Below are 19,647 nucleotides of genomic sequence, written 5' to 3' on the forward strand. Positions count from 1 at the left end.
ATATCTGCCTCGTGACCGACACCACCACCGACACCGACGCCTCCCCTCGCCTCGCCGGCGCCGCCCTGATCAAGGACGAGGTGACGCGCCTGCCCGACGCGCCGGGCGTCTATCGCATGATCGGCGACGGCGGCGAGGTGCTGTATGTCGGCAAGGCGAAAAGCCTGAAGAAGCGCGTGGTGCAGTACGCGCAAGGCCGCTTCCACACCAACCGCATCGCCCACATGGTCGACGCCACGCGGGCCATGGAGTTCGTCACCACCCGCACCGAAGCCGACGCCCTGCTGCTCGAGATCAACCTGATCAAGCAGCTGAAGCCGCGCTTCAACGTGCTGCTGCGCGACGACAAGAGCTTTCCCGAAATCCTCATCCGTCGCGACCACGACGCCGCCCAACTGCGGAAACATCGCGGCGCCCACACCATCAAGGGCGACTATTTCGGACCGTTCGCCAGCGCCTGGGCCGTGAACCGCACGCTCAACACCCTGCAGAAAGCGTTTCTCCTGCGCTCGTGCAGCGACAGCGTCTACGAGACGCGCGACCGGCCCTGCATGCTGCACCAGATCAAGCGCTGCGCCGCCCCCTGCACGGGCTTGGTCAGCCTGGAGGACTACGGCGCCCTGGTCGACCAGGCCGAGGCTTTCCTCCGTGGCAAGTCCCGCGCCGTCATGGCGTCCATGGCCAAGCAGATGGAAGAAGCCGCCGAGGACCTGGAGTTCGAGCGCGCCGCACGCCTGCGCGACCGCATCCGCGCCCTGGCCGCCGTCGCCCAGGAAAGCCAGATCAACCCCGAGACCGTCGACGAGGCCGACGTCGTCGCCCTGCACGTCGAGGGCGGCCAGGCCTGCGTGCAGGTGTTCTTCTTCCGGGCCGGCCAGAACTGGGGCAACCACGCCTACTTCCCGCGGATCACCGGCGCGGCCACCCAAGAAGAAGGCGGGGACGAGGAGGAAGGCGCCACCGAGGAGCAGCGGATCATCACCGCCTTCCTGGGCCAGTTCTACGACGACAAGCCGATCCCGCGCCTGATCCTGGCCAACGTCCAGCCGGCCGAGGTCGCGCTGCTGAGCGAGGCCTTCGCGCTGAAAAGCGGCCGCAAGGTCGAGATCGCCGTGCCCAAGCGCGGCGAGAAGGCCGACCTGGTCGGCCATGCCCTGACCAACGCCAGGGAGGCCCTGGGCCGCCGGATGGCCGAGGGCAGCGCCCAGACCAAGCTGCTGGCCGGCGTCGCCGAGGCCTTCAAGCTGGACGCCCCGCCCGAGCGGATCGAGGTCTACGACAACAGCCACATCCAGGGCACCAACGCCGTCGGCGGCATGATCGTGGCTGGGCCGGAAGGCTTCATGAAGGGCCAGTACCGCAAGTTCAACATCAAGAGCACCGAGCTCACGCCCGGCGACGACTACGGCATGATGAAGGAGGTGCTGAAGCGCCGCTTCGCCCGCCTCGTGAAGGAAGAGGAAGAAGGCGACGACGCCAACCGTCCAGACCTGGTGCTGGTCGACGGCGGCCTGGGCCAGCTCGACGCCGCGCTGGAGATCATGGCCGATCTGGGGGTCGACGACATCCCGGTGGTCGGCGTCGCCAAGGGGCCGGACCGCGACGCGGGGCTGGAGCGCTTCTTCATCCCGGGCCAGACGCCGTTCATGCTCGAGCCCAAGTCGCCGGTGCTCTACTACCTCCAGCGCCTGCGCGACGAGGCCCACCGCTTCGCCATCGGAGCCCACCGCACCCGCCGCTCGATGGACCTGAAAAAGAACCCGCTCGACGAGATCGAGGGCGTCGGTCCCGGCCGCAAGAAGGCCCTGCTGCACGCCTTCGGCTCGGCCAAGGGCGTCGGCCGGGCCAGCGTCGAGGACCTCGTGAAGGTCGACGGCGTCAGCCAGGCCCTGGCCGAGCGCATCCACGCCTTCTTCCGCAAGAGCTGACCCCTTCCCCCTCGCGAAAAGCGCCGCCCAAAACGACCCGGGGCGGCGATTGACAACACCGTTCCCCGAACGCAACCTCCGGCCGCTCTGGACATGTCTGCAACCCGACATGCGGCGCGCGCCGGGCGCGCCGCACGGAGCCGCCTGGGGAAAACATCGCCATGACCATTCTGCCGTTCCTGCGGGGCCGCGGCTTCGCACGCCCACTCGCCGACGCCTGCGCCGACACAGCCGCGCCCACGCCGGTCCCGCGCTCGCAGTCGGTGATCCACCTGCCGGCCGACCACTATCTGCACCGCGACGCGCCCACCGAGTGGTGGTGGCACATCGGCACGCTGAAGGCCGGCGACCGGGTGTTCGGCTTCGAGATCAACGCCGCCTCGTTCCCGGGCCGCGCGCCGGCCTTCGGCTTCTCGCAGATCATGCTGACCGACGTGCAGAACCAGAAGCACTACCAGGCCACCACGGTCTACAACACGCCCGCAGGCTACGATCCGGCGACCTGGGCCGAGCACGACGTCGCCCGCGACTGGCACGTGGGCCTGGGCAAGGCCGGCAGCCTGTTCACCGCCGTCAAGGTGACCAATCCCGGCTCCGGCTACGACCCGGCCCACACGGTCGTGACGGTTTCGGGCGGCGGCGGCTCGCAAGCCGTGGCCTATCCGGTGATCGTCGGCGGCATGATCGCCTCGATCCAGGTCGCCAACCTCGGCCGCGGCTATACCTCGCTGCCCGAGATCACCATCACCGACGCGAGCGGCGTCGGCTCGGGCGCCACGGCCAAGGCCGTGCACACCTTCATCACCATGGACGCGGCCTGGGGCGATCCGACCCAGAACATGGCCGTCGTCACCAAGCTGACCGACGACGCCACCGGAACCGAGGTGGTGTTCGACCTGACCATGTCGCAGAAAGGCGACCCCTTCCTGGTCTGGGGCACGGGCGTCAGCCAGATCCTGCCGCCGGCCTGGGGCTCGCACCTGCAGACCGGCAACTACTACTACTCGCTGACCAACGTCGCCGCCGCCGGCACGATCACCATCGACGGCGAGGTCTTCGAGGTCACCGGCAAGACCTGGATGGATCACGAGTACGGCTTCTTCGGCTCGGCCGCCAATCCGGTGAAGTGGCTGCTGCAGAACGCCCAGCTCGACAACGGCTGGACCCTGTCGAACCACTACGTGCTGTACGGCCCCAACAAGATGCCCAAGCCGGGCGAGCCCGTGCCCTGCGAGGTCACGCTGCAGGATCCCGAGGGCCAGATGTACCTGGTTTCGGGCGTCATGACCGCCGACCGGCCCTGGATCAGCCCGCACTCGAAGACGACCTACTATCTCGACTACCAGCTCGACATCGCCGGCTTCGACGCGGTGCTGAACTTCAAGGCCCTGGTTCCCGACCAGGAGTTCCCACTCCTGCCCACCGGCTCGATCTACGAAGGGATCGCCTCGGCCGAGGGGACCTTCCAGGGCAAGCCGACCTCGGGCACGGGCTGGATCGAACAGGCGCTCTGAGCCTTCCGAAGGGATGACGAACCCATGGCTGCAAGCTTAGCTTGCAGCCATGTCCCTGGCCGAATCCACCGCTTCCCCGCCCTCTCGCTCCCTTTGGACCGACCAGGGCAATCACGACTGGACCGGCGCGGGTCCAAGCGGCGAGACCCTGGCCTTTTCAGGTTCGCGCTCGGGCCTGTTCGACGGCCAGCGCAACAGCATGCGCCTGTCCAACACCCTGTCGGCCTACCGGCGGGGTCTTCGCCATAGCAAACTGTTCGCCGAGACCGGTTTCGACCGCCTGGCCAAGCGGATCGGCTACGCCGCCGAACACCAGACCGGCGATCCCGACTTCGACGCCCGCGTCTATCTGGGAACCGACGACCCGGGCCTGGCCGACATCCTCCGCGCCCAGCCGGCGCTGCGCGCCGCCGTCATCGCCCTGCTCGACGCCGGGGCCAAGACCATCACCGTCGACAAGAGCGGCGTCCAGGCGAGCATGACCGGCGGCCTGCGCCCGGACGATCCCGACGGCGAGCACGACCTGGTCGCCGCCGGCGACGCGATCAGCGCCGTCGCCTCGCTGTGGCCCGAGCGTCCCGCCCCGGGGCCGAGCGCGGGCGCGGTCTTCCAGTCCATCGGTCTGGGCTGGGCCGCCCTGGTGCTGGCGGCCGTGCCGATCGCCGCCTGGAACAGCGAGACCATCACCGCCCGCCAGATCGAGACCTACGCCCAGATCGACTGGCTGGGCCTGGGCGTCTGGCTGGGCGTCGCGTTCGTCCCCTACCTGCTGGCGGGCCTGCGCCGACCAGCGGCCCACCGCACGCTGCTGACCCTCGGACTGGTCACCCTGGTGCTGACCCCGTTCAGCGCGGATCTGCTGCAGCTGCGCGCCAACCGCTGGCTGACGCGGTCGGAAGCCGACGTCCCCGCCGTGCTGACCGAGCTGCGCTACGACCACGACGACCCCAACCCCACGGACTACGAGGCGACCGTCAGCGTCGCCGACCGCCCGACCGACTGGGTCCTGACCAAGCAGGAAGGCGACCTGGCCCGCCAGGGCAGCCTGTGCGTGGCCGGCGTGGTCGCCACCGGCCTGCGCGACCTGCGCTACGTCAAGCGCGTGCGCACCTGGGAATGCCCCGGCCAGGGCCCGCTCGAGGAGCCCTACGTCCCAGAGCCCTAAGGGTGGCGACATGCGGCGTTTGAGACGAAAACCTCGTCCTTCGACAGGCTCAGGATGAGGTTTTTCTACTGCTCGGGCCTGTAATTGGTCCTCATCCTGAGCTTGTCGAAGGAAGAGGACCACACACCGTGCGTGAACATCGCTCGCCCTAGAAGTCGTTCTTCCAGCGCTGCATCGAGGCCAGGGGCAGCCAGGCCTCGAACGCCAGGCCCTCGGGCCGGAAGTCGAAGCGCGAGCGGCCCTTCAGTTCGCGCTGGGTCAGGTTCTCGATCAGCCGCGCGCCGAAGCCGAAGGTGGCCGGCTCGCTGACCGTCGGCCCGCCGGTCTCGGTCCAGGTCAGGCGCAGCTGCCGCGCTTCCTCGTCCAGGCTCCAGCGCAGGGCCACGCGGCCCTCCGGCGCCGACAGCCCGCCGTACTTGGCGCTGTTGGTCGCCAGTTCGTGCAGCACCATCGACAGCGACACGGCCACGTGCGGGCTCAGCGCCACGCTCGGCCCCTCGGCGTCGATGCGGTCGCCATGGGCCCGCACGCAGATCGCCACCACGTCGGTCAGGTCGGCCTCGGTCCAGCCGGTGCGGGTCAGGAGGTCGTGGGCGGCCGAGAACGCCACCAGGCGCTCGGTGAAGATCCGCACCTGCTCGGCGTCGAGCTTGGCGAAGGTCTGGCGGGCCAGCGATTGCACCGTGGCCAGGTTGTTCTTCACGCGATGGTTCAGCTCGTTGATCATCACCGCCTGACGGGCCTCGCGCGCCTCCAGTTCGCGGGAGGCGGCGACCAGGGCCTCGCGCACGGCGGCGATCTCGGCCAGGCCGTAGCCCCGTCCCGGACCCAGCGGCCGCCCCTCCCCGATCGTCGCGGCGTCCTCGACCAGGTCGGCCACCTCGCGGTTGACGCGGTTGGCGAAGAACAGGGCCAGGCCGATGCCCAGCAGCAGCAGCAGCGGGAACACCGCCGCCGTTCCCAGGGCCACCGAGACGCCGCTGCGGGCCATCTCGTCGCGCGGAATGGCCACCACCAGGGTCCAGCCCGTCCGGGGCGAGCGGGTGTAGGCCACGTGGGTCTTCACCTTCTCAAGCGAGACGCTCTTGCTGATCCCTTCGGTGGATCGCGCCAGGTTGCGGGCCATGTCGGGCGAGGCCGTCGCCCCCATCCAGCGCTCGTTGCGCACCGAGCGGGCGATCACCTTGCGCTGGTTGTCGAGGATCGTCGCCACCCAGCGGTCGGGCGCGCGCTGCTGGCGGAACACCGAGGTGAAGCTGGACGCCTCGACCACATAGGCCACGACGAAGGGCTCGTCCTTGATGGTCACCGGCGCGCCCACCGTCACCACATAGCGCTTGGCCAGCGCCCCCATGCGCAGGTCCGAAACGACGGTGCGGCCCTCCTCGCGGGCGCGGACCATGTAGTCGGGCGGCGGGGTTCTGGGCAGGGACGCGCCCCACGGAACCAGCGTGTTGACCATCTGCTGGCCGTCGGGCCGCGTGACCACGATCCAGCCGGGCCGGTTGGCGGTGGTGCGCTTGGCGCGGGCGTGAAAGCTCTTCCAGTCGGCGTTCAGCAGGGCCTGGTCGGTGGCCAGGGTCTCGGCCACGGCCACGCCCTCGGCCACCTGGCGATCGACAGCGCCCGACAGCGCACGGGCGGTCGCCATCAGCTGCTCGTCCAGCTGGTCGCGGCTCTGGCTGTTGGCGCGCTCCAGCAGCAGGGCCGTGGCGATCAGGGCCGGCGCCAGCAGGCTGACGGTCAGCAGCACCAGCAGGCCCCGGACCGAGCCGCGCAGCCCGCGCCGCCTGGACGCGGGCGTATCGGAGTAAGCGGAGGCCATGGGAGGGTTTACGCGATGACTGACCGAAGGTTGCCGAGCGCCTTATGGCTCAACCCGCCCGTCATCGCCATGGTCGTCTCCCGCCCCGCCCCGGATGACGCAACCTTACGCGATGCGTCGGCCCTGTCACCCGGCAAGAGATCGGCGTTATTCGGCGGTGCGCGTCTTCAGGAAGACCAGGGCGATGAAGCTGATGCCCGCGGCGACCGCCAGATAGATCCCGACGGGAACAAGGCCGCCTTTCGCGGCCAGGGCCGTGGCGGCCATCGGCGTCAGGCCGCCGCCGATGATGCCGCCGACATTGAAGGCCATCGAGGCGCCGGTGTAGCGCACCCGGGCCGGGAACAGCTCGGGCAGCCACGAGCCCAGCGGGCCGTAGACGAAGCCCATGGCGAACAGGGCCAGCGACAGGAAGGCGCAGATCAGGGCCAGCGAGCCGGCCCCCATCATCACCGGCAGCAGCGCCCCGGCGGCCACGGTCATGGCGCAGCCGGCCATCAGCACCCGGCGCGGCGACGAGGCGTCCGACCAGTAGCCCGAGGCGAGGATGCCGCCGGCCATGAACAGGATGGCGAACAGCTGCACGCCCAGGAACAGCTGGCGGTCGTAGCCCAGGGTCTTGGCCCCGTAGCCCAGCGCGAAGGCCGTGGTCAGGTAGAACAGCGCGAAACAGCAGACCACGGCGAAGGTGCCGCCCAGAGTCTCTTTCCAGTGGCGCTTGAGCAGCTCGGCCAGCGGCACGGCCGGCGGCGGCTCGTGCGCCAGGGCGGCGGCGAAGGCCGGGGTCTCGGTCAGCTTCAGCCGCACCCACAGGCCAAGGCCCACCAGCACGGCGCTGGCCAGGAACGGCAGGCGCCAGCCCCAGGCCTCGAACTGCTCGGGGCTGAGCAGCAGGCCCAGGATCAGGAAAAGGCCGTTGGCGGCGATGAAGCCGACCGGCGCGCCCAGTTGCGGGAACATGCCGAAGCGGGCTTTCCAACCCACGGGAGCGTTTTCTACTGCGAGAAGCGCCGCCCCGCCCCACTCGCCGCCCAGGCCGAAGCCCTGGCCGAAACGCAGCAGGCACAGCAGGGCCGGCGCCAGCCAGCCGGCCATCTGGTAGGTCGGCAGGAAGGCGATCAGCAGGGTCGAGCCGCCCATCAGCATCAGCGACGCCACCAGGGTCGACTTGCGGCCGATGCGATCGCCGAAGTGGCCGAAGGCGATCGCCCCGACCGGCCGGGCGAAGAACGCCACCGCCAGGCTGGCGTAGGAGGCCAGCAGCTGCATCGACGGCGAGTGCGACGGGAAGAACAGCGGCCCGAACACCAGCGAGGCGGCCGTGGCGTAGATGTAGAAGTCGTAGAACTCCACCGCCGTGCCCACCAGGCTGGCCAGCAGCACGCGGCGGGAGGAATTGGCGGTCGGATCGGCGCTGGCGGTCATGGCGTCCTCGGGAACTTGACCACGGCTTGGCTTCCGCAGACCGCCACGTCAACCGCGCAGCGGATAAAAATCACCCGCCGCCTTGGAGAATTACCCCGATATCGATGCGTTTTCTTCGCGCGGCCGCCCGTTCAGGAAGAGACTTGCCCCGCCGCGACGGCGGCGGGGCCGATCCCGTCAGCGGGCCGAGAAGCCGCCGTCCACCAGGTGGTAGCTGCCGGTGATGAACGAGGCGCGGTCCGACAGCAGGAAGCAGGTCAGGGCCGAAACCTCCTCCGAACGGCCAAGGCGCCCGATCGGGTGCAGGGCCACCAGGCCGGCCATGGCGGCATCATTCATCGAGGCGCGCACCGCCGGCGTGTCGATGAAGCCCGGGCCGACGGCGTTGATGCGCAAGCCCTGGCCGGAATATTCGATGGCGGTCGTCTTGGTCATGCCGACGAGGGCATGCTTGGCGGCGACATAGGGACCTGAGCCTGCCCAGCCGTGACTGCCGAGGATCGAGGCCATGTTGACGATCGAGCCGCCGCCCGATGCCAGCATCGCCGGGATCTCGTACTTCATCGAATAGAGGACGCTGTGCAGGTCGACGTCGATCACCCGCTTCCAGGCGTCGATCGGATAGTCGGCCGTCGGCGCGCTGGGGCCGCCGATCCCGGCGTTGTTCACCGCCAGGTGCAGGCCGCCATAGGTGTCGACCGCGAACCTGACCATGGCCTCGACCTGCTCCGGATCGCCGACATCGACCTTGAAGGCGGCGGCCGAACCGACCTGCGCCGCCAGGGCCTGCGCGCCTTCGAGATTGAAGTCGGCGATCACCACCTTGGCGCCGCCGGCCGCCAGCTCGCGCACCACCGCCTCGCCGATGCCCGAGGCGCCGCCGGTGACGATGGCCACCTTGTTCGCGAATTCCGTGCTCATCAGGGACTACTCCACTTACTGTTACACTGTACGCCCCACCCTGCTATCTGGGGACGGCCGTCGTCGAGCGCCACCATGTCGCGCATGCGGCATAGCCCTCCGCCGCGCTCATGCGTTAGAACGGCGCCATGAAAGCCCTGCCCAACATCCTGACCTCCGCCCGCCTGGTCATCGCGCTGTTCATGTTCGTCGCCCTGGCGGCGGCCGCCGGCGGCGTGCCGTGGCTCAGCGAGCAGCTGACCGCCGACCAGCAGTTCTCGCTGCAGCGCTGGGCGTTCTGGGCGTTCGTGGTGGCGGCGGTGACCGACTTCTTCGACGGCTGGCTGGCCCGCAAGCTCGACGCCGTCAGCATCTGGGGCGCGATCCTCGACCCGATCGGCGACAAGATCCTGGTCTGCGGCGCCCTGCTGGGCCTGATGGCCCTGGGTCCCAACCCGCTGGTCATCCTGCCGGCCGGCCTGATCCTGTTCCGCGAATTCGCCGTCAGCGCCCTGCGCGAGGTCGGCGCCGGCAAGGGCATCAAGCTGCCCGTGACCCTGCTGGCCAAGTGGAAGACCACCCTGCAGCTGGTGGCCATCGGCGCCGAGATGATCATCGTCTCGTGGGGCGCGTTCAACCTGCCGCAGGACCCAGCGGTCTTCGAGCCGGCCTCGTGGATCACCCACGGCCTGCTGTGGCTGGCCGCCGTGGTCACCCTGATCACCGGCGCCCAGTACTGGGAAGCCGCCCGCAAAGCCCTGACCTAGGACAAGAGCCGGGCGCCGGACGCCCGGCGTTTCGGCGTCTCCGTCGCCACCGGCGATGGAGGAAAATAATCCATTGTCACCTATGGTTGTTCAGGCATGATCCCTTCCGGGGAACGGGGGATCATCATGAAACGACCTATGTTCGCGCGCGGACGCGTCTTCGCGGGCGTTCTGCTGGCCGCGACGCTGGCGGCGACCGCGCCGCCGTCGCCGAGCCAGGCCTTCGGCACGGTGTCCTACGCCGGCCAGAACGAAGAACACGCCCGGATAACCCGCGCGGGGCTGTCGGGCCTGGGCTTTGGTCCGCAGACCCTGCACGTCCTGGCGGGCGGCGGCGGCAAGATGGGCGCGGTCGGCGCGCCCGACCGGCTCGGCCGCGGCCTGATCCTCAAGAGCAAGGCCCATTGCGACAACGGCGACCATGGCGGCGGCGACTATCCGCACAAGGCCGAGGAGGCGCGCCGCACCCTGTTCGAATGCCGCGCCTTCATCTTCGAAAGCCAGGCCGCCGCCGTCGCCGCAGCCGGCGAGATGCTGGACGCCGACGGACGCCTGCGGCCCGACCAGGTCGTCGCGGCCGAACGCTGCCGGTTCAACAACCGTCGCAGCTCGCCAGCCCGCTGCCGGGCGATCGAGAACATGGGCCTGGTGCTGCACGCGGTGCAGGACTTCTACTCGCACACCAACTGGACCGACGCCGGCCCGACGCTGAAGCCGCCGGGCCTGGGCGGGACAGGCCCCTCGCCCTGGCTTTCGGACCGCACGCAGGCGGCTCTTCCGCCGAACGAACTGGTGTCCGGCTGCTTCGTGTTCATCCCGGAGTCGCTGTTCTGCCGCGGCCGGATCCGCCACGCCGACCTCAGCAAGGACACCGGCCTGATCGACGAGGCCGCGCCCGACCGCAGCACCGGCGGCCAGGGCCGCGGCGCCGACGGCAATTTCGCCCGCGCCGTCCAGGCCGCCGCCCTCGACACCCGCGCCCGCTGGCTCTCGCTGGAGGCTGAGCTGGAGAAGATCCACGGCCCCGCCCGCGGCAGGCAGCTGGCCTGCCTCCTGAAGTCCGACGATCCGAAGGGCTGCCTGCAATGACCAAGACCACCCCGGACACGGCCGCCGTTCCCGCGCCGAAGACCAGCCTCTGGTCGTCGATCGTCTCGACGCTGGGCGGATGGGCCAAGTGGGCCTCCGATCACGAAGTGCTGTGCATGCTCTACGTCGTGGCGATCATGCTGGCGCTCGCGGCGCTGTCGGCGCCCGTCGGCATCCATTCGGTGCAGTTCGACGGCCGCCTGGAAGACCCCATTCGCGACTACATCGTCCCCTTCTTGGGCAAGAAGGATATCGCCCATCAGACGTCCAAGGAAGTCGGCTACATGTTCGCCCTCAATTGGGGGCCCTACAGCGTCGTCGTGATCCCGCTGATGGCGTTGTTCGGGATCCGCCTCTGGCGCTTGATGCCGACCGTGCTGCGCCAAGCGGCCGAAACCGGAATGCTGCGCGACGCCAATCTCAAGCGCATCGACAGTGACACCGTCGAACTCCGCTGGAAGAGCGCCCAGCGCCAGTGCGTGGGACTGTTCGCGATACTGGCCTTCTGCGTCACGGCCTTCGTCGGCTGGGACTGGTGGGAGGTCGTCCTTCGCCCCCTGATCGACGCCGAAACACTGCGGAACGTGAAACTGTCCCACCCGACCATGGAGTTCGACTGGTCCATCGCCTGCCGCTATCCGGGCGGTCCCTCCTGCGTGGCCAACGGCATCTTCGGAGCGGTGGCCTATCTGCTCATCGCCGTGATCGCGACCGCCGGCGCCTTCGCCAGCTGCCTCGCGGCCGTGCTCTTCATCGGCTACCTGTGCGGGGGCGTGGCGCCGCCAAGCGAGCGCTTCACCTATGTCGCCGTCCCGCGGGCCAAGGGCGACACCCGAGGCGGCTTCGAGATCTTCGGCCCGTTCTTCAGCGCTCTGTTCGGGCTGTCCATTTCCGTGGTCATCGGCTGCCTGGCGATGATCATCCAGAACGCCTACCTGCGCGACCCCGAACGCTCGAACATCTTCGACTTCATGTTTAGCGACGCCTCCACGCTGAAGAGCAAGATTGCCGGGGGAAAGATCGACGATCTGGTCGAATTCAAATGGGTGATGTGGCTCTTCGAGCCGGCCGAACGCGTGGCGGCCAATCCCCAGACAGGCCTGGGCGTTATCCTCATGGCGCTGACGATGCTGGTGGCTGTGGGCCTGAGCTGGTGGCTGCTCCGCCAGACCGCACGCTCGGCGCGTCAGCACAGCAAGGACAATCTTGCGATCCTGGCCAAGGAGTATGGCGTCACCCAGAGGTCGTTTCAGCAGCAGCTCAGGAAGATGGACTTCTGGCCTGTCGGCTGGATGAAACAGAACCAGTTGATGCTGTTGCTGGCGTTTCTGTTGCTGTCGGTCTTCAGCTACCGGCTCATCCTGCTGCCCATCGCCTGGATGGGCGTGCAGGGAGGACAGGCCGTGTTCGGCATGTTCACCAAGAAGGTGGCCGAGACCTGGGACGACGATTTCGACGACGACGAGAAGTAGCGGCCTACTCGCCGGCCAGGATCTCGTCGTCTTCGTCGTCTTCCGAGGGGCCGTGCAGCAGCCATTCGCTGTCGGGCCGCTCGTCGCCGCCGGCGCGTTCGGCCATCATCATCAGGGCCAGCCAGCGGGTTCCCGTCATCCGCAACACCATGATCGCCTCCAGGACTCAAGGTCGCTATTGAGAGTGACTCTCAATAGCGACCTGATCAAGACGATTTCGACACTTAGGGCTTCCGATCTGCAAGCGCAGCCGCCGCGCGCTCTCTTCAGAAGCGCGCCGTAGCGGCCCTGTCTCTAGAAGCGCGCGGTCGCCGCGCGACGCGACATCAGCACCTTCTCGCGACGGCGGGAGGCCTCGCGCTCCAGGTGAGGCGCAACCTCGGCCGCCTGACGGCGTTCGTCTGGCGTGCCGCTCACGTCCAGTCGACGCACGTTGCTGAGCAACTGCGCCAGTTCAGAGTCCTTCAAGGTGGGAATGCGGTCGATCAACGTCATGGTCACGCTCCACTCAAATTCAGCGGTGTCGCTAACCACAACGCGCAAAGAGCTTCGAAGGTGACGCTTGCGGGCGAAAAAATAAAATCCCCATATTTCGCTTGCCATCCCCGGCCGCGCCTTTTACAGATCACCCATCGAATTCGCTGCCGCTCGATCTGCTACTCCATGCTTCCTTCCAAGGAGCGCCGAGCCAGCCCTCCGACCCTCAACGAAATTGATCGTCGCCGGCAAGCGCCGCGCGACGCCCCGAACTATGAACTAAAGGACTACCCAAATGGCTATCGGCACCGTGAAATGGTTCAACGGCACCAAGGGCTTCGGCTTCATCCAGCCGGACGACGGCGGCAACGACGTGTTCGTGCACATCTCGGCCGTTGAGCGCGCCGGTCTGGGCTCGCTGAACGAAGGTCAAAAGGTCAGCTACGAGCTGGAACAAGACCGTCGCAGCGGCAAGATGTCGGCCGGTCAACTTCAGTCGGCGTAAGCCGCACTGACCTGACGACCCGCGACGGGCCGGCGAAAGCCGGCCCGTTTTGCGTTTACGGCTCATGGCTTGCACGCCGGCGCCATCCGGTGGACGCGAGCGCCCTCCCCGCCTAGGTTCGCGCGGCGCCTCCCGCCCAGTCCCGCCCGTCCAGTCCGCTCCCCAGTCCGTCATGCGTCCGCTCCGTCTCCTCCTCGCCGCCCTCGCCCTGCTGGCCCTGACAGCCTGCGGCTCGGTTTCGCGCGACGCCTTCAAGGCCAGCGACATGGTCGGCCCGCCGCCCACCGGCCTGTCGGACATCCGCTTCAACGCCAGCGACAGCGCCGCCGGCATCCGCTTCGCCGAGGCCGCCCGCAACCGCGCCCGCGGCCAGAAGACCTTCGACGTCCTGGCCCTGTCGGGCGGCGGCTCCAACGGCGCCTATGGGGCCGGCGTCATCACCGGCTGGACCAAGACCGGCGAACGCCCCGAGTTCGACATCGTCACCGGCGTCTCGACCGGCGCCCTCACCGCCCCCTTCGCCTTCCTGGGCCCGACCTGGGACGAGCGGCTGACCGAGGTCTACACCGGCTCGGCCGCCGACCGGATCCTCAAGTCCCGCGGCCTGGGCGTGCTGTTCCATCCCAGCTTCTACGACAGCGACGCTCTGCGCGGCCTGGTCGCCAAATACGCCGACGCCAACATGATGCAGGCCATCGCCGCCGAGCACCGCCGCGGCCGCCGCCTGCTGATCGCCACCACCAACCTCGACACCGAGGAGACGGTGATCTGGGACATGGGCGCCATCGCCTCCAAGGGCGACGAGGCCTCGCGCAAGCTGTTCCAGGACGTGCTGGTCGCCTCGGCCAGCATCCCCGGCGTCTTCCCGCCCGCCCTGATCCAGGTCGAGGGCCACGGCCGGCGGCTGTCGGAAATGCATGTCGACGGCGGCGTCTCGATCCCGTTCTTCGTCGCGCCCGAGTCCCTGCTGCTGTGGACCGTCGAGAAGGGCGAGGCCCGCCCCGGCCGGATCTACGTCGTCGTCAACGGCCAGGTCAGCGGCGTCTTCGGCTTCACCAAGGGCAGCGCCGCCTCGATCGTCGGCCGCTCGTGGCAGACCATGAGCAAGGCCCTGATCCGCACCCACCTGGCCGCCAGCGCCGGCTTCGCCCAACGCAACGGCGGACAGCTGTTCTACAGCGCCATTCCCGACGCCGCCGAAGCCGACACCTCGGGCCTCGACTTCGCCTCCGGCAACCGCGAGACCCTGTTCCGCATGGGCTACGACCGCGCCGTCGCCGGCTGGGCCTGGAGCCTCGCGGCCCCGCCCGCCGAGCCCCCGCTGGTCCCCGCGCCGCCGGCCAAGCGCTAGACCCAGCCCGCCGCGCGCACCGCCGGCGCATGTCGCCGGCTGACCGGCGCGTTCACCCCGCCCGCCAACAGCAACTCGCCCGCCCCGCGCCGCCAGCGCACGCCCTCGATCGCCTCGGCCGCCACCCACCAGGACCGGTGCACCTGCAGGCCGTGAACGCCGGCCAGATCCTTCAGGGCGTCGGAAAAGCGCAAGGTCAGCAGTTCCTCGCCCGCATCGGTGTGGACCTTCAGGTAGTGGTCGTGGGCCTCCACCGCGACCAGCCGCGCGCTCCGCCGCCGGGCCGACAGGCGGCGACGGAAGGCGGCCTCGGCCTGCGGCAGCGGCGGCTCGACCAGCACCCGGGTCTCGACCACCCTGCGCGGCGCCCGCCAGACCAGGGCTCGCACGGCCATGACCAGCGCGCTGATCACCCAGACCCGCCACCAGAGTTCGAGCGGCATATGGACGTCGTCGGCGCCGTAGAAGACCTCGATCGACGCCACCCAGGCGGTGACCAGCGGCGTCATCAGCAGGGTCACGACGACAAGACGCTTCCAAAAGCCGCCAAGCCGTAGGCCCAGGGCCTCGTCCACCGCAACGCCGATGACGCCGCCGCCGACGATGCAGGCCAACCAGTAGGTGGCCTTGCCGACCGGGCCAAGGTCGGCCGTTCCCCACGGCGCCAGCACGCCCATGAACAGACCCAGGGCCGTCAGCAGCGCCAGGTCCGCCGCCAGCCGCCGCCCGATGGGCCAACCGTCTATGGGCGTCATCCTTGGTCCCCGACATCCCGCGGCGCCGCTCGCGCAGAATGGGCGCCGCTCGCGCAACCCCGGTAGCGCGCTCCGCCGCCCCTCGCAATCTCGGCGAGAACCCGACCGGAGACCCTTCTTGCCCCGCGCTCTTTCCCGCACGCTCTGGACGCTCGGCGCCCTGCTCAGCGTCGCCGTCGCCTTCTACGCCTACCGCTACCTGGCGCCGGCCGCGCCCGCGCCGCCGGGCGTCCGCGCCAACCCGTTCTTCTCGCCGTTCCTGCTGCTGCACGTGACCGGAGCGGCCACCGCCCTGCTAGCAGGCCCCTTCCAGTTCCTGGCCGGCCTGCGCGCCCGTCGCCCCGCCCTGCACCGCGCGCTCGGCCGGCTCTATGTCGCCGGCTGCCTGGTGGGCGGGCTCGCGGGCCTCGTCCTTTCGCTCGGCTCGACCGCCGGCCCGATCGCCACGGCGGGTTTCGGCCTGCTCGCCCTCGCCTGGCTGTGGACCACCGGCCAGGCCGTGCGCCACGCCATCGCCCGCCGCATCCCGGAGCACCGGGCCTGGATGATCCGCTCCTTCGCCCTGACCTTCGCGGCCGTCACCCTGCGGCTCTACCTGCCCCTGGCGGCGATCTCGGGCCTGCCGATGCGCGAGGCCTACCTGGCGATTTCCTTCCTGGCCTGGATCCCCAACCTGTTGATCGCCGAGCTCTGGCTGCGTCGCCCGTCCTGGGCGCCGGCCTCCACGATCGGGGCCTGACAACGCCCCGACGCCTCCCGCGCCGGCCGCCTAAGCTTCACAGCTAACAGCGCTTTTCCAGACTCCCCGGCTTTGGGGTTGCGCCCAACTGACTCCGTCTCTAAAGGGGCGGCTTAACCTGCAAGATGGTCGGCAGCGGGCGCGCGGATGTGCGCGACCGTGTCTCTGCGCGCGAGTTTACGATGCCCAAAAGAACGGACCTCTCCTCGATCCTGATCATCGGCGCCGGCCCGATCGTCATCGGTCAGGCCTGCGAGTTCGACTATTCGGGCGTCCAGGCGTGCAAGGCCCTGCGCGCCGAGGGCTACCGCATCATCCTGGTCAACTCGAACCCGGCCACGATCATGACCGATCCGGACGTGGCGGATGCGACCTATATCGAGCCGATCACCCCGGACATGGTCGCCAAGATCATCGAGAAGGAGCGTCCCGACGCCCTCCTTCCGACCATGGGCGGCCAGACCGCGCTGAACACCGCCCTCGCCCTCGAGGAAGCCGGCGTCCTGAAGAAGTTCGGCGTCGAGATGATCGGCGCCAAGGCCGAGGTCATCGACAAGGCCGAGGACCGCCAGAAATTCCGCGACGCCATGGACAAGCTGGGCCTCGAAAGCCCCAAGTCCAAAGCCGCCCACAACATGGACGAAGCCCGCGAAGGCCTGGCCTTCGTCGGCCTGCCGGCGATCATCCGCCCGTCCTTCACCCTGGCCGGCACCGGCGGCGGCATCGCCTACAACATCGAGGAGTTCGAGGAGATCGTCGAACGCGGCCTCGACCTGTCGCCGACCACCGAAGTCCTGATCGAGGAAAGCGTCCTCGGCTGGAAGGAATACGAGATGGAGGTCGTCCGCGACACGGCGGACAACTGCATCATCGTCTGCTCGATCGAGAACATCGACCCGATGGGCGTCCACACCGGCGACAGCATCACCGTCGCCCCGGCCCTGACCCTGACGGACAAGGAATATCAGTGGATGCGCGCGGCCTCGATCGCCGTGCTGCGCGAGATCGGCGTCGAGACCGGCGGCTCGAACGTCCAGTTCGCCCTGAACCCCAAGGACGGCCGCATGGTCGTCATCGAGATGAACCCGCGCGTGTCGCGCTCGTCGGCCCTGGCGTCCAAGGCCACCGGCTTCCCGATCGCCAAGGTCGCCGCGCGCCTGGCCGTCGGCTACACGCTCGATGAGCTGAAGAACGACATCACCGGCGGCGCCACGCCCGCCTCGTTCGAGCCGTCGATCGACTACGTCGTCACCAAGATCCCGCGCTTCGCCTTCGAGAAGTATCCGGGTTCGGAGCCGCTGCTGACCACCGCCATGAAGTCGGTCGGCGAAGTGATGGCCATCGGCCGCACCTTCAAGGAAAGCGTGCAGAAGGCCCTGCGCGGCCTTGAAACCGGCCTCAACGGCTTCGACGAGGTCGAGATCGCCGGCGCCGATGATCCCGACACCGGCAAGGCCGCGGTCATCCGCGCCCTGGGCGTGCCGACCCCCGATCGCCTGCGCGTCATCGCCCAGGCCTTCCGCCACGGCCTGACCGTGGAAGAGGTCAACGCCGCCTGTTCCTATGAACCCTGGTTCCTGCGCCAGATCGCCGAGATCGTCCGCCAGGAAGGCCTGGTCCGCGCCGGCGGCCTGCCGACCGACGCGCAGGGCTTCCGCGCCCTCAAGGCCCAGGGCTTCTCCGACGCCCGTCTGGCCAAGCTGACCGCCTCCAACGAAAAGGCCGTCCGCGCCGCCCGCCAGGGCCTGAACGTCCGCCCGGTCTTCAAGCGCATCGACAGCTGCGCCGGCGAGTTCCTGGCCTCCACGCCCTACATGTACTCGACCTACGAGTTCGGCGTCCTGGGCCAGGTTCCCGAGTGCGAGAGCGAGCCGTCGGGCGCCAAGAAGGCCGTCATCCTCGGCGGCGGCCCCAACCGCATCGGCCAGGGCATCGAGTTCGACTACTGCTGCTGCCACGCCGCCTTCGCGCTAGACCAGATCGGCGTGGAGTCGATCATGGTCAACTGCAACCCCGAGACCGTCTCGACCGACTACGACACCTCCGACCGCCTGTACTTCGAGCCGCTGACGGCCGAGGACGTGCTGGAGCTGCTGCATGTCGAGATGAGCAAGGGCGAGCTGGCCGGCGTGATCGTCCAGTTCGGCGGCCAGACCCCGCTGAAGCTGGCCCACGCGCTCGAAGAGGCCGGCGTGCCGATCCTGGGCACCAGCCCCGACGCCATCGACCTGGCCGAGGACCGCGAGCGCTTCCAGCAACTGCTGAACGGCCTGAACATCGCCCAGCCGGAAAACGCCATCGCCCGCACCTGGGACGAAGCGCGCGCCGAAGGCGACAAGATCGGCTTCCCGTTCGTGATGCGTCCGTCCTACGTGCTGGGCGGCCGCGGCATGGAAATCATCCGCGACCACGAGCAGCTGGAACGCTACATCGCCAACACCGGCGAGATCTCGTTCGAGCACCCGATCCTGCTCGACCACTATCTGAGCCGCGCCACCGAGGTGGACGTCGACGCCCTGTGCGACGGCGAAAGCGTGTTCGTGGCCGGCGTGCTGGAGCACATCGAGGAAGCCGGCGTCCACTCGGGCGACAGCGCCTGTTCAATGCCCCCCTTCTCGCTGAAGGCCGAGACCATCGCCGAACTGAAGCGCCAGACCGTGCAGATGGCCCTGGCCCTCAACGTGCGCGGCCTGATGAACGTGCAGTTCGCCATCGAGGAGCCGCACTCGGACGCCCCGCGCATCTACGTGCTGGAAGTGAACCCGCGCGCCTCGCGCACCGTGCCGTTCGTGGCCAAGACCATTGGGCAACCCGTCGCCGCCATCGCCGCCAAGCTGATGGCCGGCGCCAAGCTCGCCGAGTTCGGCCTGAAGGACGAGCCCTACGACCACATCGCGGTCAAGGAAGCGGTCTTCCCGTTCGCCCGCTTCGCAGGCGTCGACACCATCCTCGGCCCGGAAATGCGCTCGACCGGCGAGGTCATGGGCCTCGACTGGATCCGTGAAGGCGAAACGGGCCTCGGCCCCGCCTTCGCCCGCGCCTTCGCCAAGAGCCAGCTGGGCGGCGGCGTCACCCTGCCGACGTCCGGGACTGCGTTCGTGTCGGTCAAGGAAAGCGACCGTCCGTGGATCGTCGAGCCGGTGAAGCTGCTGCAGGCGGCCGGCTTCAAGGTCATCTCCACCGTCGGCACCCGCGGCTACCTGGCGCAGCAAGGCGTCGAGGTCGAGCTGGTCAAGAAGGTGCTGGAAGGCCGCCCGAACATCGTCGACGTGATGAAGAACGGCGGCGTGCAGCTGGTGTTCAACACCACCGAAGGCAAGCAGGCCCTGGAAGACAGCTTCGACATCCGCCGCACGGCGCTGATGATGAAGGTGCCCTACTACACCACCAGCGCCGGCGCCCTGGCCGCCGCCCAGGCCATCTCCTCGGCCCCGGCCAAGGCCCTGGAAGTGCGCCCGCTGCAAAGCTACGCGTCGTAAGGCATCTATAGCTTCGAGACAGAAAGGCCGCCCGGAGCGATCCGGGCGGCCTTTTCGTTGCCCCTCTCCCCTTGCGGGAGAGGGTGGCCTCCGAAGGAGGTCGGGTGAGGGGTCTCTCAAAACTCAAAGCTGCATGCGGCGGCCCGGCCGGGTGCGATATCGGATGTCTGAGAAACCCCTCTTCCGTCGGCCTTCAGCCGCCACCTTCTCCCGCAAGGGGAGAAGGATCATGCCTAGCCTCGCTCGCCCGCCTCCC

Annotated in this window: 16 protein-coding genes; 10 read left to right on the forward strand and 6 right to left on the reverse strand. The window is 68.9% G+C overall.

Annotated features, from left to right (window positions below; translation table 11 throughout):
• Positions 1-2 precede the first annotated feature (2 nt).
• The 3 genes from uvrC to AC07N1_RS12925 all read left to right on the forward strand — a co-directional run bounded on the left by uvrC (position 3) and on the right by AC07N1_RS12925 (position 4,607).
• Entirely contained in the window at positions 3-1,928 is a 1,926-nt protein-coding gene (gene uvrC / locus AC07N1_RS12915; RefSeq protein ID WP_494672248.1) for an excinuclease ABC subunit UvrC, read from the forward strand.
• A 161-nt stretch (positions 1,929-2,089) separates the two neighbouring features.
• Positions 2,090-3,442: a lipocalin-like domain-containing protein gene (locus AC07N1_RS12920; protein WP_494672191.1), complete on the forward strand. Its 1,353-nt coding sequence runs from the start codon at positions 2,090-2,092 to the stop codon at positions 3,440-3,442.
• A gap of 49 nt (positions 3,443-3,491) precedes the next feature.
• Positions 3,492-4,607, forward strand: a complete 1,116-nt coding sequence (locus AC07N1_RS12925) for a hypothetical protein (RefSeq protein WP_494672192.1) — start codon at positions 3,492-3,494, stop codon at positions 4,605-4,607.
• A gap of 148 nt (positions 4,608-4,755) precedes the next feature.
• Here AC07N1_RS12925 and AC07N1_RS12930 read toward each other — a convergent pair whose 3' ends face one another.
• From AC07N1_RS12930 to AC07N1_RS12940, 3 genes are all read right to left on the reverse strand, one after another.
• Positions 4,756-6,432, reverse strand: a complete 1,677-nt coding sequence (locus AC07N1_RS12930; RefSeq protein ID WP_494672193.1) for a sensor histidine kinase — start codon at positions 6,430-6,432, stop codon at positions 4,756-4,758.
• Positions 6,433-6,579: 147 nt separating this feature from the next.
• Positions 6,580-7,857 (reverse strand): MFS transporter, encoded by a 1,278-nt coding sequence (locus AC07N1_RS12935; protein WP_494672194.1) that lies wholly within the window; start codon positions 7,855-7,857, stop codon positions 6,580-6,582.
• Positions 7,858-8,034: 177 nt separating this feature from the next.
• Positions 8,035-8,778, reverse strand: a complete 744-nt coding sequence (locus AC07N1_RS12940) for an SDR family NAD(P)-dependent oxidoreductase (protein WP_494672195.1) — start codon at positions 8,776-8,778, stop codon at positions 8,035-8,037.
• 128 nt (positions 8,779-8,906) lie between these two features.
• On the opposite strand from AC07N1_RS12940, the gene pgsA reads away from it, so the two are divergent.
• The 3 genes from pgsA to AC07N1_RS12955 all read left to right on the forward strand — a co-directional run bounded on the left by pgsA (position 8,907) and on the right by AC07N1_RS12955 (position 12,085).
• Positions 8,907-9,524, forward strand: coding sequence for a CDP-diacylglycerol--glycerol-3-phosphate 3-phosphatidyltransferase (pgsA, locus tag AC07N1_RS12945; RefSeq protein ID WP_494595896.1), 618 nt, complete (start codon positions 8,907-8,909; stop codon positions 9,522-9,524).
• A gap of 126 nt (positions 9,525-9,650) precedes the next feature.
• The gene (locus AC07N1_RS12950) at positions 9,651-10,613 is read left to right on the forward strand and encodes a hypothetical protein (RefSeq protein WP_494672196.1); all 963 of its coding nucleotides are present in this window, start codon (positions 9,651-9,653) and stop codon (positions 10,611-10,613) included.
• Complete coding sequence (locus AC07N1_RS12955; RefSeq protein ID WP_494672197.1) at positions 10,610-12,085, forward strand: hypothetical protein; 1,476 nt, start codon at positions 10,610-10,612, stop codon at positions 12,083-12,085. Before AC07N1_RS12950 ends, AC07N1_RS12955 begins: the two co-directional genes overlap by 4 nt.
• A gap of 4 nt (positions 12,086-12,089) precedes the next feature.
• Here the strand turns inward: AC07N1_RS12955 and AC07N1_RS12960 are convergent, their stop codons facing one another.
• Both AC07N1_RS12960 and AC07N1_RS12965 read right to left on the reverse strand, forming a co-directional pair.
• The gene (locus tag AC07N1_RS12960; protein ID WP_494672198.1) at positions 12,090-12,236 is read right to left on the reverse strand and encodes a hypothetical protein; all 147 of its coding nucleotides are present in this window, start codon (positions 12,234-12,236) and stop codon (positions 12,090-12,092) included.
• Between the two features lie 143 nt (positions 12,237-12,379).
• Entirely contained in the window at positions 12,380-12,580 is a 201-nt protein-coding gene (locus AC07N1_RS12965; RefSeq protein WP_110118154.1) for a hypothetical protein, read from the reverse strand.
• A gap of 277 nt (positions 12,581-12,857) precedes the next feature.
• Here AC07N1_RS12965 and AC07N1_RS12970 point away from each other — a divergent pair, with 277 nt between their 5' ends.
• Both AC07N1_RS12970 and AC07N1_RS12975 read left to right on the forward strand, forming a co-directional pair.
• A complete protein-coding gene (locus AC07N1_RS12970) occupies positions 12,858-13,067 on the forward strand; it encodes a cold-shock protein (RefSeq protein ID WP_110118155.1) in 210 nt (69 codons plus the stop codon).
• Positions 13,068-13,239: 172 nt separating this feature from the next.
• Positions 13,240-14,418: a patatin-like phospholipase family protein gene (locus AC07N1_RS12975; RefSeq protein WP_494672199.1), complete on the forward strand. Its 1,179-nt coding sequence runs from the start codon at positions 13,240-13,242 to the stop codon at positions 14,416-14,418.
• Here the strand turns inward: AC07N1_RS12975 and AC07N1_RS12980 are convergent.
• Complete coding sequence (locus AC07N1_RS12980) at positions 14,415-15,173, reverse strand: LytTR family DNA-binding domain-containing protein (protein WP_494672200.1); 759 nt, start codon at positions 15,171-15,173, stop codon at positions 14,415-14,417. The genes AC07N1_RS12975 and AC07N1_RS12980 overlap by 4 nt on opposite strands.
• A 118-nt stretch (positions 15,174-15,291) precedes the next feature.
• Between AC07N1_RS12980 and AC07N1_RS12985 the strand changes: the two genes are divergently transcribed.
• A complete protein-coding gene (locus tag AC07N1_RS12985; protein WP_494672201.1) occupies positions 15,292-15,912 on the forward strand; it encodes a DUF2306 domain-containing protein in 621 nt (206 codons plus the stop codon).
• Between the two features lie 182 nt (positions 15,913-16,094).
• On the forward strand, positions 16,095-19,391 hold the full coding sequence (gene carB / locus AC07N1_RS12990) for a carbamoyl-phosphate synthase large subunit (RefSeq protein WP_494672202.1): 3,297 nt from the start codon (positions 16,095-16,097) through the stop codon (positions 19,389-19,391).
• Positions 19,392-19,647: the final 256 nt, after the last annotated feature.

The sequence above is a fragment of the Caulobacter sp. GW821-FHT09B11 genome (assembly GCF_059418205.1).

Coding starts and splice junctions, on each gene's coding strand:
- AC07N1_RS12930 (WP_494672193.1), bottom strand. CDS start 6,432: ATGGCCTCCGCTTACTCCGATACGCCCGCGTCCAGGCGGCGCGGGCTG.
- AC07N1_RS12920 (WP_494672191.1), top strand. CDS start 2,090: ATGACCATTCTGCCGTTCCTGCGGGGCCGCGGCTTCGCACGCCCACTC.
- AC07N1_RS12960 (WP_494672198.1), bottom strand. CDS start 12,236: ATGGTGTTGCGGATGACGGGAACCCGCTGGCTGGCCCTGATGATGATG.
- pgsA (WP_494595896.1), top strand. CDS start 8,907: ATGAAAGCCCTGCCCAACATCCTGACCTCCGCCCGCCTGGTCATCGCG.
- AC07N1_RS12940 (WP_494672195.1), bottom strand. CDS start 8,778: ATGAGCACGGAATTCGCGAACAAGGTGGCCATCGTCACCGGCGGCGCC.
- AC07N1_RS12975 (WP_494672199.1), top strand. CDS start 13,240: ATGCGTCCGCTCCGTCTCCTCCTCGCCGCCCTCGCCCTGCTGGCCCTG.
- AC07N1_RS12970 (WP_110118155.1), top strand. CDS start 12,858: ATGGCTATCGGCACCGTGAAATGGTTCAACGGCACCAAGGGCTTCGGC.
- AC07N1_RS12965 (WP_110118154.1), bottom strand. CDS start 12,580: ATGACGTTGATCGACCGCATTCCCACCTTGAAGGACTCTGAACTGGCG.
- AC07N1_RS12955 (WP_494672197.1), top strand. CDS start 10,610: ATGACCAAGACCACCCCGGACACGGCCGCCGTTCCCGCGCCGAAGACC.
- carB (WP_494672202.1), top strand. CDS start 16,095: ATGCCCAAAAGAACGGACCTCTCCTCGATCCTGATCATCGGCGCCGGC.
- AC07N1_RS12950 (WP_494672196.1), top strand. CDS start 9,651: ATGAAACGACCTATGTTCGCGCGCGGACGCGTCTTCGCGGGCGTTCTG.
- AC07N1_RS12935 (WP_494672194.1), bottom strand. CDS start 7,857: ATGACCGCCAGCGCCGATCCGACCGCCAATTCCTCCCGCCGCGTGCTG.
- AC07N1_RS12925 (WP_494672192.1), top strand. CDS start 3,492: ATGTCCCTGGCCGAATCCACCGCTTCCCCGCCCTCTCGCTCCCTTTGG.
- AC07N1_RS12980 (WP_494672200.1), bottom strand. CDS start 15,173: ATGACGCCCATAGACGGTTGGCCCATCGGGCGGCGGCTGGCGGCGGAC.